Genomic DNA, 15,257 nt, shown 5'->3' with positions numbered 1-15,257 from the left:
CGGGTCTCCTCGGCCTCAATTGCCGTCGAGTTTCGGATTGCTGTCCGGGTCGGCCAGGCGCTTGGCCTTCTCGGCCAGCAGCGCGGCGGTGAACAGACGCTGAAAGCGGTCCCGGTGGATCGGCAGCAGAGCCGCGGCGTAGTCGTCGTTCTTGCGATGCGCCTCGCGGTACTTCTGCCAGAACTCGAGGATCGTGCCGGCAATCCGCTGGGATTCGCTGTTCAGCGGGCGGGATTCCTCGCGGACCATCAACACCCGCAGCCGGGTCTCGATCTTCCCCCAGTCCTCGTTGAAGCCGCTGTAGGCGAGCTTCTGGCTCCTGGCCCGGGCCTTGGCTTCGATCAGGCGATCGTAGAAGGCGAAGACCTCGGCCGAGGTGTCGGTGATCGACCTGGCGGCCTCGGCATCATGGTCGGCGACGAGCTTGACGCCCGAGCACGCGGCCAGCATGCCGGCCAACACACAGGCCAGCACCGCGGCCGCGAACAGTCTCGGCCAGCGAGCGCCCAGGCGCGTGGTTTGCATCGTCTGCCCTCCCTGGAAGATCTCGTTGTCGGGATCCTAGGCAAGGCCGTGCGGGTGCGCATCCCCAGGGTTGGGGAGCGGCGGGGCATACCTTCGCGCTGCGCACTCCGGTATCCGCCCTCGGGGCGTGCCCTTGAGGTCGCAGGACCGGACTCACCCCCGCGCGAAAAACGCCTCCACCAGCCGCACCCAATACGTCGCCCCCACCGGCAGCAACGCATCGTTGAAGTCGTAATTCGGGTTGTGCAGCTCGCACGGCCCCATGCCGTGGTACGTGGCTTCGCGATGCCCGCCCCCGCCGTTGCCGACGAAGAGGTACGTGCCCGGCACCTTCTGCAGGTAGAACGAGAAGTCTTCGGCACCGCCGTGCTGCGGCGTGTTGCCGTCGACCTTGTCGGCGCCGAAGGTGTCCTGCGCCACCTTCATCGCGAAATCGGTCTGCGCATCCCAGTTCACCAGCGGCGGGTAGGCACGGTGGAACTTCAGCTCGCCGCTGCCGCCGTGCACCTGCGGCAGCAGCTCGGCGATGCGGCGCATGTTGGCCTCGATCTCGTCCAGCACCTCGGTGCTGAAGGTGCGCACGGTGCCGCGGATCACCGCCTCGCCCGGCAGCACGTTGTAGGCATCGCCGGCATGGATCTGCGTCACGCTCACCACCGCGACGTCGATCGGGTTCTTGTGGCGCGAGATCAGCGTCTGCAATGCGCCCACCATCTCGGCCGCGATGACGATCGTGTCGACGGCCTTGTGCGGTTGCGCCGCATGCCCGCCGGTGCCTCGCACGACGATGTCGAAGCGGTTGCTCGACGCCATCGTCGGCCCCTTGCGGAACGCAAAGTGCCCGGCCTCGAAGCCCGGCATGTTGTGGATGCCGTAGATCTCCTCGCACGGGAAGCGGTCGAACAGCCCGTCGTCCATCATCGCCTTCGCGCCGGCGTTGCCGCCCTCCTCCGCCGGCTGGAAGATGAAGTTCACCGTGCCTTCGAAATCGCGGTGCGTCGACAGGTAGTGCGCCGCACCCAGCAGCATCGCGGTGTGCCCGTCGTGCCCGCAGCCGTGCATGCGGCCCGGCGCGGTCGACGCATGCAGGAAGCGGTTGTGCTCCGGCATCGGCAGCGCATCCATGTCGGCGCGCAGCCCGATCGCGCGCTCGCCGGGGCCGCGCGCGCCGTGCAGCACGCCCACCACGCCGGTCTTGCCGAGGCCGCGGTGCACTTCGACGCCCCAGGCGGCCAGCCGCTCGGCCACTAGGTTCGAGGTGCGGGTCTCGTGGAACGCGAGCTCCGGGTGCGCGTGGATGTCGCGGCGCAGCGCGGTGAACTCGGCGTGCTGGTCTTCGATCTCGGCGATGAGCGTCATGGGGTCCGATCCTTCAGGTCGTGGGCAAGGTCACGGGGTCGTCCAGGTGGCACGCGCTGGCGTGGCCGGGCCGCAGGCTGCGCAACACCGGCGCTTCCACCTTGCAGCGCGGCATCGCCTGCGGGCAGCGTGGATGGAAGGCACAGCCCGGCGGCGGCGCGAGCGGCGACGGCAGTTCGCCCTGGATCGGCAGGTACGTGCGGCGCGTGCGTTCCAGCGTCGGCAGCTCCGACAGCAGCGCCCGCGTGTAGGGATGGCGGGGCGCGCTGAAGAGGGTCGCGGTCGGCGCCACCTCGACGATGCGGCCCAGGTACATGACCACCACCCGGTCCGACACATGCCCGACCACGCCGAGGTTGTGGCTGATGAACAGGTAGGTCAGCGCCAGTTCGCGCCGCAACGACAGGAACAGGTTCAGCACCTGGGCCTGGATCGACACGTCGAGCGCCGCCACCGCCTCGTCGCAGACGATCAGCCGCGGCTTCAGTGCCAGCGCGCGGGCGATGCCGATGCGCTGCCGCTGCCCGCCCGAGAACTGGTGCGGGTAGCGCTGCGCGTATGCGGGGTCCAGTCCCACCTGGTGCAGCAACGCCTCGACGTAGACTGCCTTCTGCGCCGCCTTCACCAGCCCGTGCACCACCGGCGCTTCGCCGACGATGTCCAGCACCCGCAGGCGCGGGTTCAGCGAGGCCATCGGGTTCTGGAAGATCATCTGCACGCCCAGCCCCCAGGCGCGGCGCTCGGCCGCGTCCATCGCGGCCACCGGCTTGCCGAGGAAGCTGACGCTGCCGTCGGTCGGCGGCGTGATGCCGGCGATCACGCGGCCGAGCGTCGACTTGCCGCAGCCCGATTCGCCGACCACGCCGATCACTTCGCCGGGCAGGATCTCGAGGTCGACGTCGGCCACCGCGTGCACCACCGACGCGCGGTGGCCCGCACCCAGCAGGTTCGCGATGCGCGCGGCCAGGTCGATGTCCTGCACGAAGCGCTTCGAGACGCCGCGCAGCTGCAGCAGCGGCGTGGCGGCAGGCGGGGCGGTCGATGGGGTGGCATTCACCGGCGCGGTCTCGGTCATCAGCTGTTCCAGCATCGCACCACCTTGCCCGCCGGGCCAGGCGCGGCCTGCGGCACCATCAGGCATTCGTCGCTCGCCCGGCCGCAGCGGGGCCGGAACGCGCAGCCGGGCGGCAGGTTCAGCAGCGACGGCGTCATGCCGGGAATCTGCCGCAGCAGCGTGCCGTGCGTCGCCCGCGTCGGGATCGAATCGATCAGCCCCAGCGTGTACGGGTGCGACGGGCTGCCGATCACGGCGGCCGTCGCACCGCTTTCGACGATGCGCCCGGCATACATCACCGCGATGCGGTCGGCCAGGCCCGACACCACCGCCAGGTCGTGCGTGATCCAGATCATCGCGGTGCCGGTCTCGCGGCACAGCTTCTGCACCTCGTGCAGGATCTGCGCCTGGATCGTGACGTCGAGCGCGGTGGTCGGCTCGTCGGCGATCAGCAGCCGCGGGTGGTTCAGCAGCCCGATCGCGATCGCCACCCGCTGGCGCATGCCGCCCGACAGCTGGTGCGGGTAGGCGCGCAGCCGTTCGTCGGGCGACGGGATGCCGACCATCGCGAGCGCATCGCGGGCCCGCGCGAGCGCGGCCTTCGCGGTCGCCTTCTCGTGCGCGTGGATCGCCTCGACCATCTGCGTGTCGACGCGCAGCACCGGGTTCAGCGTCATCATCGGATCCTGGAAGATCATCGCGATCTCCTTGCCGCGCAGCGCCCGCAGCCGGCGCTCCGGCGCCCCCACCAGGTCTTCGCCGAGGTAGCGGATGTGGCCGCCGACGATGCGCCCGGGCGGATCGATCAGCCCGATCACCGAGAAGCCGGTGATGCTCTTGCCCGACCCCGATTCGCCGACCAGCCCGAGGATCTCGCCGGCCTCGACGCGCAGGTCGACGCCGTCGACCGCCTTCACGACGCCGCCGTGCGTGAAGAAATGGGTCTGCAGGCCCTGGACGTCGAGGACAGCCATCGTCAATGCGCGTTGCGGGGGTTCAGGATGTCGCGCAGGTGGTCGCCCACCAGGTTGATGCCGACGATCGCCAGCGCCAGCGCGATGCCGGGGAAGAACGAGATCCAGTAGTTGCCCGACAGCAGGAATTCGTAGCCGTTGGCGATCAGCATGCCGAGCGACGGCTCGGTCACCGGCACGCCGACGCCGAGGAAGGACAGCGTCGATTCCAGCGCAATGGCATGCGCCAGGTCGATGGTGGCGATCACGATCAGCGGCGGCAGGCAGTTGGGGAGCATGTGGCGGAACAGCAGGCGCGGCCAGCCGAGCGACAGGCATTGCGCGGCCTCGATGTATTCCTTCGCGCGCTCGACCAGCGCGGCGCCGCGCGCGGCCCGCGCGAAGTAGGCCCACTGCACGATGACGAGCGCGAGGATCACCTTGTCGACGCCCTTGCCGAGGATGGCCAGCAGGATCAGCGCGACCAGGATCGCCGGGAACGACAGCTGGATGTCGACGATGCGCATCAGCAGCGCGTCGATCCAGCCGCCGAACCAGGCCGCGGCCAGCCCGACCGCGCTGCCGATCGCGAGCGCCGCCGCCACCGAGACGCCGCCGACCAGCAGGCTGGTGCGCATCCCGTGGAGGATGGCCGACAGCAGGTCGCGCGCCTGGCCGTCGGTGCCGAGCCAGTAGGTCATTGTGCCGGCGGCGTCGCGGCTGCCGGGCGGCAGCTTCGAGTCGAAGATGTCGAGCTTGCCGATGTCGTACGGGTTCTGCGGCGAGATCCACGGCGCGAACACCGCGGCCAGCAGCGCGAGCACCAGCAACGCAAGGCCGAACACCGCCAGCCGGTCGGCCAGGAACTCGCGGCGCAGGCGCTGCCAAGGCGTCTCGGGCGGCGGCAACGGCGGCGCGACTTCCAGCAGCGCGTCGTCCGTCATGCGGTCGCCCCTTGCAGCCGCACGCGCGGGTCGAGCACCGAATAGAGCACGTCCACCACCAGGTTCAGCATCACCAGGAAGAACACGATCAGGATCAGGTAGGCGACGACCACCGGCCGGTCGAGCGTGATGATCGAATCGAGCAGCAGCTTGCCCATGCCGGGCCACGCGAAGATCGTTTCGGTGACGACCGCGAAGGCCACCACCTGGCCGAATTCGAGCCCGCCGACCGTGACGATCGGCACCATGATGTTCTTCAGCAGGTGCACGCGCAGGATGCGGCTCCAGCGCAGCCCCTTGGCGCGCGCGAACTTGATGTAGTCCATCGGCAGCGCCTCGCGCGTGGCGGCGCGCGTGACGCGGATGATCAGCGCGGCCTTCGCGAGCGCGATCGTCACGGCCGGCAGCAGCAGGTGCGACCAGCCGTCGAGCGTCAGCACGCTCAGGTCGAGCGCACCGATGTGCCCCGTGGCGCCGCGCCCGCTGGCCGGCAGCCAGCCGAACTGCACCGCGAACACCATGATCAGCATCAGCCCGACCCAGAAGTTCGGCAGCGAGAAGCCCAGCACCGAGCCGGCCATGATGCCGCGCGTGCTGTAGGCCTGAGGCCGCAGGCCGGCCCAGATGCCGAGCGGGATGCCCACGAGCACCGCCAGCCCCATCGACACCAGCGCGAGTTCCAGCGTGGCCGGCATGCGCTCCAGGATCAGCCCCATTGCCGACTGCCCGGTCAGGAAGCTCTTGCCGAAATCGAGCCGCAGCGCATGCGACATGAAGATGCCGTACTGCTGCCACAGCGGCTTGTCGAGGCCGAAGCTGGCGCGGATCTCGGCGCGGTCCTGCTCGGTGGCCTCGGCGCTGGCCATCATCGACACCGGGTCGCCGACCACGTACAGGCCGATGAAGACCAGGCCCGACATGACGGTCATGACGAGCACCGCCTGGAGCAGGCGCCGGATGATGAAAGCCGACATCGCGGTGGGTTCGGGGACTGCGCCGTCGCCGGCCTACTTCACCGGCACGGCGTACTGGACCATCGTCTGCTGGTCGGCGCGGCCCTTGAAGCTGACGTTCTTCTTCATCGCCCACACCGAATGCTCGAAGTGGATCGGCAGCATCGCGAAATCGGCCATCGCCAGTTCGCTGGCCTTCGCGAGCGTCGCGGCGCGCGCGGCGTCGTCCATCTGCGACGACGCCTCGGCCACCAGCTTGTCCATCGCCGGGTTCGAATAGCGGGCCCGGTTGGTGGTGCCCAGCCCCTTGTCCTTGTCCGGCGTGACCAGCAGTGCGATCAGCGTGTTGGACATCTCCCCCGTCGCGGTGCCCCAGCCCGCCAGGTAGGCGCTGTAGGCGTAGCTGTCGCGGTTCTTGAAGAACACCGCCGGCGCGTTGGCGTCGATCGAGGTCTTCACGCCGATGCGCGTCCACATCGCGGCCAGCGTCTGCGCCACCTTGCTGTCGTTGATGTAGCGGCCGTTCGGCGTGCCCAGCACCAGCGTGAAGCCGTCGGGGTAGCCGGCTTCTTTCAACAGCGCCTTGGCCTTCTCGGGATCGGGCTTCGCAGCGTTCACGAGGTTCTTGCTCGCGCCGAACATCGGGTACGGCAGCAGCTGCGCGGCCGGCGTCGCGACGCCGCCCATCGTGCGCGAGACCAGCGCCGTGCGGTCGATCGCAAGCGACATCGCCTCGCGCACGCGTTTGTCGAGCAGCGGGTTCTTGCCGGGCGCCGCACCGGTGATGCCGGGCGTGGCCTCGCCGTTCTGGTCGAGCGCCACGTAGATGACGCGGTTCGACGCCTTGGTCTCCACCGTCAGCTTCGGTTCCTTGCGCAGGCGTTCCAGGTCGTCGGTCGGCGGGTCTTCGGCCAGGTCGACATCGCCCGCCAGCAGCGCCGCGACGCGCGCGGCCGGGTTGCTGATCGGCCGGTAGATGACCTTGTCCCACGCGGGTGCCTTGCCCCAGTAGTGCGGGTTGCGTTCGAAGACGACCTCCGAGCCGCGCTTCCACGAGACGAACTTGTACGGGCCGGTGCCGACCAGGCCGCTGCCGGCGTTCAGCTCGGTGGTGGTCTTGCCTTCAGGGGCAGCGCCGGCGGCGGCCTTGGCCGACATGATCGGCAGCCCCACCATGTTGATCGCCAGCAGCGGGTACGGCTCGGTGGTGGTGATGCGCACCGTCAGCGGATCGGGGGCCTCGATCTTCTCGACCTTCTGCAGGTAGACCTTGAAGGACGACGGGCTGTTCGGCACCTTCGGCACGCGGTCCATCGTGAACAGCACGTCGGCCGAGGTCATCGGGCTGCCGTCGGAGAACTTGACGTTCGGCCGCAGCTTGAAGGTCCAGACCTTGCCGTCGGCCTTCCAGGATTCGGCCAGGCAGGGCTCGGGCTTCAGGTCGGCATCGACGCAGACCAGCGGCTCGAACAGCGTCTGCGACAGCTGGATGTTCGGCGTCAGCGCGTGGTACTGCGGGTCCATCGACGTGGGCTCGGTCTTCAGCGCCACCACCAGGTCGCGTGCCTGCACGATGCCGGACCACGAGACGCCGGCGACGACCGCCGCGCCGGACAACAGGAAGCGAGCGACGGGTCCCAACGGAATGCATGCTGGCATGTGTTTGCTCTGCGGTTCGGGTGAAAATGAAGCGGGCGCCACGAAGCGCCCGGCAGTTCAAGTTGTTCGACGAAGGTGGCAGCAAAGAAGTTAGCAAGAAGCGAACCAGGTGGCAACCGACACCTTCCCTCCCCCTTGATGAATCGAGGAGCCTTGGATGCTGAAGTTTCGCGGGGCCGATGGCCAGACTCTCCAGTTCACCGATGCCGAAGAAGCCTACGCCGCGATCCGCGACAACGTCTCGGGCGGCTTCAAGGTCTTCTTCATCCATGCGAAGCGCGACATCATCCCGATCCTGAAAACCTGGATCACCGCGCTGCCGGGCGACACGCCGACCGACTGGGATGCGCGCAAGGCGGCGGGCCAGCAGCGCCACCTGCTGGCCTTCGGCGACTACACCAACATCGCGCGCGCGGTGATGGGCGAGTTCCTGGCCAGCGAAGCGCTCGACGGCACCGAGACCCGGCTGGCACGCGACACGGTCAACTCGCGCTACATCGCGGCCCACCTGGCCGCGCTGGTCGACAAGCTGCGGCTGAAGATCCGCGGCCCGGCCGGCTCTGCGGCGCTGAAGACACTGCTGGACGAGAAGACCTGCGGCGCCGGACCCTACCAGCCGCTGTTCAGGAAGCCGGGGGCGAACCTCGCGCGGGTGCTGCAGGCACCCGATGCCTACTATTTCCAGGACCTGGTCGTCACGCTGCACGACGTGTCCGACCTGATGAAGAAGAAGCAGGCCGACATCGTGAAGGTGCCCGGCGACAAGCTGTACGGCACCTGGTTCAGCATCAACGATTTCGGCAAGCCGGAGTACGGCCGCCGCCGCATCGAAGGCACCGAGGCCTTCCGCTACAAGGGCGACGAAAGCGACCCCGACCGCTACACGCTGAAGGAGCACAGCGGCTTCGTGATGGCGGCGCGGGTGCAGGGCATCCCGCTGTGGGCCGGGCCGTCGCTGACGACCGGGCGGCTGATGCGGATGGCCGAATGGGCCGGCGCCTCGGCGCAGGAGTACGAGGCGCTGGCCTGGGGCATCTTCGCGTTCTGGAACCAGTGCTACCCGACCTCGTCGACCTGGGTGCACCGCTTCCACGAGGTGATGGACATGGCCGTCAACTGGGGCGTGCCGTTCACGCCGTTCACCTACCCGAAGGACATCCCGCCGAACGCCGGGGCGCTGCGCTCGCGGGTGTGAGCGGTCCGGGCAGCGGGGTGCCCGCCGACGACCGCCCCCGCGTCACTGCACCACCGAAGCGCGCGGTCCCGCCGTGGCCCGCACACGGGCCGGTACGTCGGCCGCGGGATAGGGATCGACCTGGTTCGCGCCGGGCACCGCCTTGAAGGTGTCCAGCACCGCGGAATCCTGCGTGAACCGGTTGGTCTGCGGGGCCGGCTCCACGACGTTGCCGGCACAGTGGCGCTGCAGCGCGGCCCGGCAGCTGCTGTCGGCAGCCGCCGTCGGCGACCCCAGCACGGCAAAGACGTAGCCGGCGCCCTTGTCGTTGCTGATCGGCGTCGTCACGGTCTTGAAGTAGTTCCCTTCGGCCAGCACCCGGGCCGGTGCCGCGGTGGCGAGCGCGTGCCCGGGGCCGTCTTCGAAATAGTTGTTGACCAGCTGGACGGTCGAGTTGCCGTGCTCGGTGCCGATCTTCGGCGCACGCCCGGAGAAGTGGTGCAGCCAGTTGCCGACGATCGTCATGCTGTCGTTGGCGCCGATCAGCAGCAGGTTCCAGTAGTGCGCGCCATTGCAGGTGACGGAGAAGTCGCTGCGCCCGTCGAACTCGTTGTTCGAGATGGTGACGTTCGACGCCTTGCCCCAGCCCGCGACGATCATCTGCCGGCCGATGCGCGAGAAGTAGTTGTGGTCGATCCAGACGCGATCGGTGTCGTCCAGCGTGATGGCATCGCCGCCCCAGACGATGCCGGCATTGATGTCCGAGATCGCCAGGTTGCGGATCGCGATGTTGCTGACGCCGCCCCGCAGCCGGAGCCCGCGACCCTTGATGCCCGAGCTTGCGCCGATGCCGATCACCGTCTTGTTCGAGCCGACCAGCAAGGGCATCGACCCTGCCTTGTCGTAGCTGATGTCGATCTGCGGCTTGCCGGCGCATTGCGCGCTCATGTTGGGGTCCAGGATGCGCTCGCTGCGCATCGGCGCGGGACACACGCTGGTGTAGCAACCGATGCCGGTGGCGGATCCTTCGGTGCCGGTGAAGTCGATGACGCCCGAGACCTCGATGATGCGCGGCGTGGTGTCGGTGCAGCCGGCGCCGGAACTGCTGCTGCACAGCGCTTTCTCGAGCGCATCGGCCGTGCTGACCCGCACGCGCTGGCCGCCGGCGCCTCCGGTGACCGTGCGACCGAACCCGACGGGGCCGCCATCGGCCACGGGGGTGGCCGACGGCAATGTCCAGCGCTGGTGGGTGGCGCCCGACCAGGTCCACTGGATGATGCGGGTGCCATTGACGGTGCCGGCGCCATACACGTCGACGGCCAGGCCGTTGGCCTTCGAGATCAACGCCACCTGCCCGTTCCCCTGGTCGGAGAGGTTCCACTTCTGGTGGTCGCCGCTGCCGCATCCCCATTGCTGGAGATTGGCGCCCCGCTCCTTCGTGGCACCGGGAACGTCCAGGCACATGCCGCTGCCGGCATTCACGACCTGGGCGTAGCCCGCGCTGTCGCGCACCAGCTTCCAGGTCTGGAACGCGCTCTGGTCGCAGTGTTGCGCCTGGATCAATGCGCCGGATGCCGTGCTGCTTCCCTTGATGCCCATGCAAAGACCGGAATGGACGTCCTTCAGCGGTCCGCCGACGTCGCCCGCCACAGCCGCTGCAGACGCCGGATCGGCGAATGAAACGAACGATGCAATCAACAGACCGAGCGCACCCGATACGCTGGATGTAGTCATGAGGCCATCCCGAAGAAGAAGTGAACGAGGCCGACAGATTTGTCCGCGGGCCGATGCTAGGGCAGCAAAAATCGATGGCTTGACCGACTCATGACGACCACGCGACGGATCGTGACAATTCGTTTTGCCGATCGAGACCACGGGATGGACTGCATGCCGACAAGGCCTTCGTGGCCCACAAGGGCGAGCCGGCGAATTCGTGGATCGGCGTGGTCGAGTTTCACGCGTCCAGCCAGCGGCTGACCTCCGGACTCAGGGTGATGTAGCCGTCGGCAGCCACTTTCCGGACAAAGATCCTGGCGTCTGCTTCGCTCATCTTCATCGAGCCCACCTGGTGCCATTCGGTCTTGGGGTTGCTGTGCTTTTTCTCGTCGAACTTCGGGCCCCTGGGGCGGTCGACAGGCCCGTTGACGCCGTCGACCTTGAACCCGAAATGGTCGTAGATCTGCTTGACCTTGTTGTTCAATGCATAGAGTTCGGGTTCGTCGTACTCGAAGTCGGGATCGTCAAGCGCATCACCTTCGACCTGCTGCACCATGATCGTCGCGATGAGCGACTTCGCAGCCCCCGCCACGCGCAGATAGCCATCGTTCGGCGGCACGATGTTGTACGGATGGGTCGCGATGTTGGAGACGTAAGCCGTTCCTGCAATGGTTTCCGCCACCCCTTCGACCACGCCATTGAAACTGGCATAGAAATAGTTTCCAAGCGTGGCGTCACTGCTTCCCTTGATGCCCCTGGACAGCTTGTCGATCTCGGTTGTCGCCCCACCCAGTTGCTCGGCCGCCAGCTTGCTCGACTTGTACTTCCTCCTGTAGTCGACATTGCTTTCTTCGTAATACCCCGGCTTCTTGTCGTCGTAGTCGACGAGCCCGAGACTTCTTCCTTCGCCCTGCACCGCCTCGAACACCTTTGTCGACACCGTCAACGACTGCCGGGCATAGTCGAGCCAGCCATCAAGTGCTGACGTGACACGTCCCTTGTTGTCCCCGCTGACCCTCAGCACATCGAACTTCGGAGCAACGACCTTCGGCTCCGGATCCGGCGTCGTGGCCTGCGATGGCCCCGAGTCGACAGGCTGCTTTTCGGCGAACGGTCCCTGCGGTTTCTCGACTTGCGGGATCGAGCGCTGCAGCATCAAGGCAATGTGGGCCCGATGCACTGCCTCGTCCAGCGCCAGGCCGCCTTCATCCAAACGAACGCGCATTTGTTCGGGGAAGGCCAGCGCGAGCACGATGTCCTGGAGCCTCTTGAAGTCCGAAGTCTCGTTTCCCTCGTTTTGCTCGAGAAGCTCCCTCGCCCGTTCGAGGGACAACTCATACTCGTTGTCGATGACCGTATCGCCGAGCTTCAGCTGGCGCTGGATCGGCGGCGCGCTCGAAGGCCCCGTCCAGGCAGACGAGCCGAACATCGAGGCGATCTGCGCGCGCTGGGCGGTCATCCTCGGACTGGCATCGACGCCCGACCGGCCCGCCCATGTCGGCCTGGCCGATCCGGTTTGCGTCTGAGCAGGTTCGCGCGGGCAAATTCCGACTCGATTCATGCGAGACCTCCAACGTCGTGGGAGCGGTGCGCAGGCAGGCGCCGCGCCGAACGAGTCTATGCAGGGCCGAAGGTTCGTCCATCAGCAAAAAACGTATTCCTGGCTGCCGAAAATCCTGCAACGCGTGCGTGCTGTCGGGCGCGCGAGGGACCCTTCAGTCCAGCATCGGCGTCAGGTCCGGATCAGCATGGGCCATCGCGCGCCGGTAGGCCGGCCGCTCGCCGACGCGCTGCAGGCACGCCCGGATGTTCGGGAAAGGCGCCAGATCGACCGGCTGAAAGAGGCGCATCGTCGTGAGCGAGACCACGCTCATGATGTCGGCCGCGGTGAATTCGCTGCCCGCGAACCACGGCGCGTCGCCGAGCCGGGCTTCCACCAGCGCGAAGATCCGGGCCAGCCGCCCCTGCAGCGCCACCAGCACGGGATTGTCCGCGGGGAGGTTCACGCGGCGCAGGAAGAATCATGCGCACCATCGCCGGCTGCAGGTTGCCGTTGGCGAAATGGAACCAGTACAGGAAGGACGCGAAGTCGGGATGCGCCGGCCCGGGCTTGAAGCGGCCACCGCCGTGCCTGACGATCAGGTATTCGACGATGGCCGCCGATTCGGCCAGCCACAGCGCGCCGTCCTGGATCAGCGGCGCCGAGCCGAGCGGATGCAACGCCTTCAGCTCCGGTGGCGACAGCAGCGAGACCGGCTCGCGGGCATAGCGCCGCAGCTCGTACGGCAGGCCCAGTTCTTCGCAGAGCCAGACGATGCGTTCGGATTGGGAATGGCCGAGGCAGATCGGTCAGCGACGTGCCCTCGGCGGCGAGGCGCCGGCGCAGCGTGGCCTCGGACAGCGCCATGTCGCCAGCCACCCTGCCCGCCGGCCAGGCCTCGTCGAGGCGGCCGGCGATCAACGCACGCAGCTGGATCGAGACGCCGGGATCGGCCGGCGCGCTGCGCAGCACGATGCCGTCTTCCAGCAGCCAGTGCATCACCTCGAGCACGCGCAGGCGCGCCACCGCGCCGGGCAACTTGTCGCCCAGCGCCAATGCCTGGCCGGTCCGCTCGAACGCGTCGGCCAGGTTCGCCGGCACCCGCCGCAGCAGCTGCACCGACGCCGTCGGCTTGTCCCGCGATGCAACCTGCGACGCGAGGCCCAGGTAATGGGCATCGGCCAGCAGCGCGTCATCGAACAGCAGCCAGCGCGCTTCATAGTGCGTGCCGTCGGGCACCGAGTTCGTGAAGTCGACGGTCTGGTTGCCGCCGAGCACCACGGCCTGCCCCGGCAGGGCCGTGACGGAGGCTCCGCGTTCCGTGCGAATGGCCTTGATGCCTCGGCCGACGAGGATCAGCGCGGGCTGGTCCACGCGCATGCGCAGGATCTTCAGGCCCTGCCCCTGCAGCACGTGGGCCGCGATCCCCACCCCGGGGCGGACGTGCAGGCTTCGCGCCAGGTCGGCACCATCGGGCAACGGGCGTGTGCGTCGGGTGCGGCTTGACAGCATGTCGTGGATCGGAAGTTGGAACGCGCCCAGTCCAAGTTTCGAGGCACCGCCGTTCGATGCGGCAACCCTCGGGTTTGGTGCCGATCCGATCGAGTTGACGTTTACCCTTGGCAGCTTGCGACACGTTCCGGCGTCCGCCGAGAAGGCGGCACCATCGAGGAAGCGCCATCGGGCCCTTCCTGGGGCCTGCCGTCACTTGAACGCCGCGGCAATGTCCGCCGCCGGCGCGACGATGGCGCCGCTCGCGTAGTAGTGGTAGCCGCTGCGCGGACCGACGGCCCAGTTCTCCAGATCCGTCTGCTCGATCAATGCGGCGTCGGTCGCGGCCTTGTCCCAGTGCACCTCGACCACCTTGCCGTAGGTGATGAGGGTCATGTGCTGCCCGCCGTGAGCCGACAGCACGCCGAATGGCAGCTTCTTCAGCTTCGCGAGCTGCGTGGTGTCCACCGTGGCCTTGCTCGCCGGCGCGGCGGGATCGGTCGGCTTCTCCGGCGCGTAATTGATCACCCGCTGATCGACGCTGACGCCCGGATAGGCAGGGTGCTGGTTGTAGCCCTTGTAGTAGGTCTTGTCCGACTGCGCGACGCCCGAGGTGTAGTTCGCTTCGTCAGACCGGGCGTGGTCCAGCTCCGCCTTGGGGATCTGGTACGCCGGGTCGGGCGCCCAGAAAACCCCCTTCCAGCCCGCCTCCGACTGCAACGCCGCCTGCACATCGAGCCCGGACAGCCCGGTGCCGCCACGCGCCGTGGTGTTCAACGCGTACTGCTTCTTCACCTTGTCCCAGTCGGCCGCGCGCCCCTGCTGCGCAAACACGTTTCCCAGCACCTCCAGGACGATGGTGGTGCAGTCCGTAGGCGTCGCGCCGGCGGGCGCCACCGCGCACTGGTTGCCGACGTAGACGCCGGTGCCGGTCTCCAGGATGGCCAGCTCGTGCGTCACGTCCTTCAGCCGCGTCGTCGCGGCACCGACCTCGCCGAAGGACTTTCCCGAGCCCTTCTTGACGATCGCCTCCAGCTTTTTCTTCTCGGCGGTGAGCGCCGCGATGTCGGGCGGCTTGCCGCTCGGCTTGGTCGTCCACAGGTAGAAGGTCCGGTCGGCATAGGCCACGCCTTCGCCCGCCTTGTTGCGCCCGATGCAGCGCACCAGGTGGCGCCCTGCCACCGGCGTCCACGGGCTGGGCGCCTTGTTCTGGATCAGGAACGGGGCCGTGGTGGCGTTGGCATCCTTCTCCGCCGTCGCGAACCCTCCGGGCAGCATGGCATCGAACGGGTCGTAGAACTCCCAGGCCAGGCTCACGATGTCTGGATCGGAGAACCTCACGCTGACGGACTGCGCGATCACCGCCGCGCCACCGGTAGCCGGCGGCGAGGCATCGATGTCCGGGATCGCGCCGACGTCGACCACGCTGCGATCGAAGGGGACTTTGTCGGTGCCCTTGGTCGGAGCCGCCGGCGTGCGTCGCAACACCCCGCCGGCGTCCGGCTGCGTGGCGTGCGCCAGTTCGTGGGCCAGCAATTGCTTGCCGGTGGGCGTTGCGGGGGCATATGCGCCGGCGGCGAAGACGATGTCCGAGCCGACGGTGTAGGCGCGGGCGGCGACGTCCCGAGCCGACCGCTGCGCCTGCGGACCGTGGTGCAGGCGCACCGCGCCCAGATCGCGTCCGAACCGCTGCTCCATGTCGGCGCGCACGCCGCCGTCCAGCGGCGTACCCGCCTGGCGCAGCGTGTCGGCCACGCTGTCGGGGGCGCGCGCCCCGGGTTCGGCAACGATTGCAGAGGTGCTGCCGGCCGGTGGAACCGGCATGCCCGACACCGTGCGCGCGGCCATCGCGTCGGCACTGCGCTCGGCCGGGCTGTCCTGGTCGCCGA

12 protein-coding genes and 1 pseudogene are annotated in these 15,257 nt (G+C 68.2%); 1 reads left to right on the top strand and 12 read right to left on the bottom strand.

Annotation, left to right across the window (positions count from 1 at the left end; translation table 11 throughout):
- Nucleotides 1-15 precede the first annotated feature (15 nt).
- The 7 genes from FHT26_RS00575 to FHT26_RS00545 all read right to left on the bottom strand — a co-directional run bounded on the left by FHT26_RS00575 (nucleotide 16) and on the right by FHT26_RS00545 (nucleotide 7,408).
- Complete coding sequence (locus FHT26_RS00575; RefSeq protein ID WP_168558266.1) at nucleotides 16-525, bottom strand: hypothetical protein; 510 nt, start codon at nucleotides 523-525, stop codon at nucleotides 16-18.
- Between the two features lie 153 nt (nucleotides 526-678).
- On the bottom strand, nucleotides 679-1,884 hold the full coding sequence (locus FHT26_RS00570; protein WP_168558265.1) for a M20 aminoacylase family protein: 1,206 nt from the start codon (nucleotides 1,882-1,884) through the stop codon (nucleotides 679-681).
- Between the two features lie 13 nt (nucleotides 1,885-1,897).
- On the bottom strand, nucleotides 1,898-2,959 hold the full coding sequence (locus tag FHT26_RS00565) for an ABC transporter ATP-binding protein (protein WP_168558667.1): 1,062 nt from the start codon (nucleotides 2,957-2,959) through the stop codon (nucleotides 1,898-1,900).
- Entirely contained in the window at nucleotides 2,959-3,912 is a 954-nt protein-coding gene (locus FHT26_RS00560; RefSeq protein WP_168558264.1) for an ABC transporter ATP-binding protein, read from the bottom strand. Before FHT26_RS00560 ends, FHT26_RS00565 begins: the two co-directional genes overlap by 1 nt.
- Nucleotides 3,913-3,914: 2 nt before the next feature.
- Nucleotides 3,915-4,835 carry an ABC transporter permease gene (locus FHT26_RS00555; protein ID WP_168558263.1) on the bottom strand — a complete coding sequence of 307 codons (921 nt, stop codon included), beginning with the start codon at nucleotides 4,833-4,835 and terminating at the stop codon, nucleotides 3,915-3,917.
- On the bottom strand, nucleotides 4,832-5,809 hold the full coding sequence (locus FHT26_RS00550) for an ABC transporter permease (RefSeq protein ID WP_168558262.1): 978 nt from the start codon (nucleotides 5,807-5,809) through the stop codon (nucleotides 4,832-4,834). The genes FHT26_RS00555 and FHT26_RS00550 overlap by 4 nt, the downstream gene beginning before the upstream one ends.
- A gap of 33 nt (nucleotides 5,810-5,842) precedes the next feature.
- Complete coding sequence (locus FHT26_RS00545) at nucleotides 5,843-7,408, bottom strand: ABC transporter substrate-binding protein (protein WP_349238078.1); 1,566 nt, start codon at nucleotides 7,406-7,408, stop codon at nucleotides 5,843-5,845.
- Nucleotides 7,409-7,604: 196 nt separating this feature from the next.
- On the opposite strand from FHT26_RS00545, the gene FHT26_RS00540 reads away from it, so the two are divergent.
- Nucleotides 7,605-8,642 carry a hypothetical protein gene (locus tag FHT26_RS00540; RefSeq protein WP_168558261.1) on the top strand — a complete coding sequence of 346 codons (1,038 nt, stop codon included), beginning with the start codon at nucleotides 7,605-7,607 and terminating at the stop codon, nucleotides 8,640-8,642.
- Nucleotides 8,643-8,684: 42 nt separating this feature from the next.
- Here FHT26_RS00540 and FHT26_RS00535 read toward each other — a convergent pair whose 3' ends face one another.
- The 5 genes and pseudogenes from FHT26_RS00535 to FHT26_RS00515 all read right to left on the bottom strand — a co-directional run bounded on the left by FHT26_RS00535 (nucleotide 8,685) and on the right by FHT26_RS00515 (nucleotide 15,216).
- Nucleotides 8,685-10,496 carry an RICIN domain-containing protein gene (locus FHT26_RS00535; protein ID WP_168558260.1) on the bottom strand — a complete coding sequence of 604 codons (1,812 nt, stop codon included), beginning with the start codon at nucleotides 10,494-10,496 and terminating at the stop codon, nucleotides 8,685-8,687.
- Nucleotides 10,497-10,575: 79 nt separating this feature from the next.
- On the bottom strand, nucleotides 10,576-11,796 hold the full coding sequence (locus FHT26_RS00530; protein WP_168558259.1) for a hypothetical protein: 1,221 nt from the start codon (nucleotides 11,794-11,796) through the stop codon (nucleotides 10,576-10,578).
- 256 nt (nucleotides 11,797-12,052) lie between these two features.
- The gene (locus FHT26_RS29615; RefSeq protein WP_349238055.1) at nucleotides 12,053-12,343 is read right to left on the bottom strand and encodes a glutathione binding-like protein; all 291 of its coding nucleotides are present in this window, start codon (nucleotides 12,341-12,343) and stop codon (nucleotides 12,053-12,055) included.
- Between the two features lie 175 nt (nucleotides 12,344-12,518).
- Nucleotides 12,519-12,614, bottom strand: a pseudogene (locus FHT26_RS29610) (glutathione S-transferase family protein); the annotation flags it as partial.
- Nucleotides 12,615-13,581: 967 nt separating this feature from the next.
- Entirely contained in the window at nucleotides 13,582-15,216 is a 1,635-nt protein-coding gene (locus tag FHT26_RS00515; RefSeq protein WP_168558257.1) for an eCIS core domain-containing protein, read from the bottom strand.
- Between the last annotated feature and the right edge of the window lie 41 nt (nucleotides 15,217-15,257).

The organism is Rhizobacter sp. SG703, from assembly GCF_012275445.1.
GTDB lineage: Bacteria > Pseudomonadota > Gammaproteobacteria > Burkholderiales > Burkholderiaceae_C > Rhizobacter.
The sequence above is the reverse complement of the archived record's forward strand: the minus strand, read 5'-3'. Positions and strand labels throughout refer to the sequence as shown.

Bases quoted from the DNA above. Each gene is read 5' to 3' on its own strand.
- FHT26_RS00575 (WP_168558266.1), bottom strand. From the start codon at position 525: ATGCAAACCACGCGCCTGGGCGCTCGCTGGCCGAGACTGTTCGCGGCC.
- FHT26_RS00570 (WP_168558265.1), bottom strand. From the start codon at position 1,884: ATGACGCTCATCGCCGAGATCGAAGACCAGCACGCCGAGTTCACCGCG.
- FHT26_RS00565 (WP_168558667.1), bottom strand. From the start codon at position 2,959: ATGACCGAGACCGCGCCGGTGAATGCCACCCCATCGACCGCCCCGCCT.
- FHT26_RS00560 (WP_168558264.1), bottom strand. From the start codon at position 3,912: ATGGCTGTCCTCGACGTCCAGGGCCTGCAGACCCATTTCTTCACGCAC.
- FHT26_RS00555 (WP_168558263.1), bottom strand. From the start codon at position 4,835: ATGACGGACGACGCGCTGCTGGAAGTCGCGCCGCCGTTGCCGCCGCCC.
- FHT26_RS00550 (WP_168558262.1), bottom strand. From the start codon at position 5,809: ATGTCGGCTTTCATCATCCGGCGCCTGCTCCAGGCGGTGCTCGTCATG.
- FHT26_RS00540 (WP_168558261.1), top strand. From the start codon at position 7,605: ATGCTGAAGTTTCGCGGGGCCGATGGCCAGACTCTCCAGTTCACCGAT.
- FHT26_RS00530 (WP_168558259.1), bottom strand. From the start codon at position 11,796: ATGACCGCCCAGCGCGCGCAGATCGCCTCGATGTTCGGCTCGTCTGCC.
- FHT26_RS00515 (WP_168558257.1), bottom strand. From the start codon at position 15,216: ATGGCCGCGCGCACGGTGTCGGGCATGCCGGTTCCACCGGCCGGCAGC.